This window comes from Klebsiella sp. 2-CIP_Kleb. (assembly GCF_050378715.1).
GTDB lineage: Bacteria > Pseudomonadota > Gammaproteobacteria > Enterobacterales > Enterobacteriaceae > Klebsiella > Klebsiella quasipneumoniae.
Genome location: NZ_JBNRLG010000035.1, coordinates 1 through 249 on the forward strand (window position 1 = coordinate 1; position 249 = coordinate 249).

The 249-nt window shown below is 51.0% G+C and carries 2 tRNA genes; both read left to right on the plus strand.

From position 1 onward, the window contains the following. Nucleotides 1-29 precede the first annotated feature (29 nt). A tRNA-Ile gene (locus ACQUTP_RS25715) sits at nucleotides 30-106 on the plus strand. Nucleotides 107-142: 36 nt separating this feature from the next. Next, nucleotides 143-218 (plus strand) — tRNA-Ala (locus ACQUTP_RS25720). Nucleotides 219-249: the final 31 nt, after the last annotated feature.

A 249-nucleotide genomic window follows, 5' to 3' on the forward strand; every position in this document is an offset into this window, starting at 1 on the left:
GATGAAATAGAGCAGTAAATAATCTCTGCAGGCTTGTAGCTCAGGTGGTTAGAGCGCACCCCTGATAAGGGTGAGGTCGGTGGTTCAAGTCCACTCAGGCCTACCAAATTTGCGAAGCAAATTTGAAGAGGTTGCAAACGATGGGGCTATAGCTCAGCTGGGAGAGCGCCTGCTTTGCACGCAGGAGGTCTGCGGTTCGATCCCGCATAGCTCCACCATCTTTACTGCGAACACAAGAAAACTTCAGAG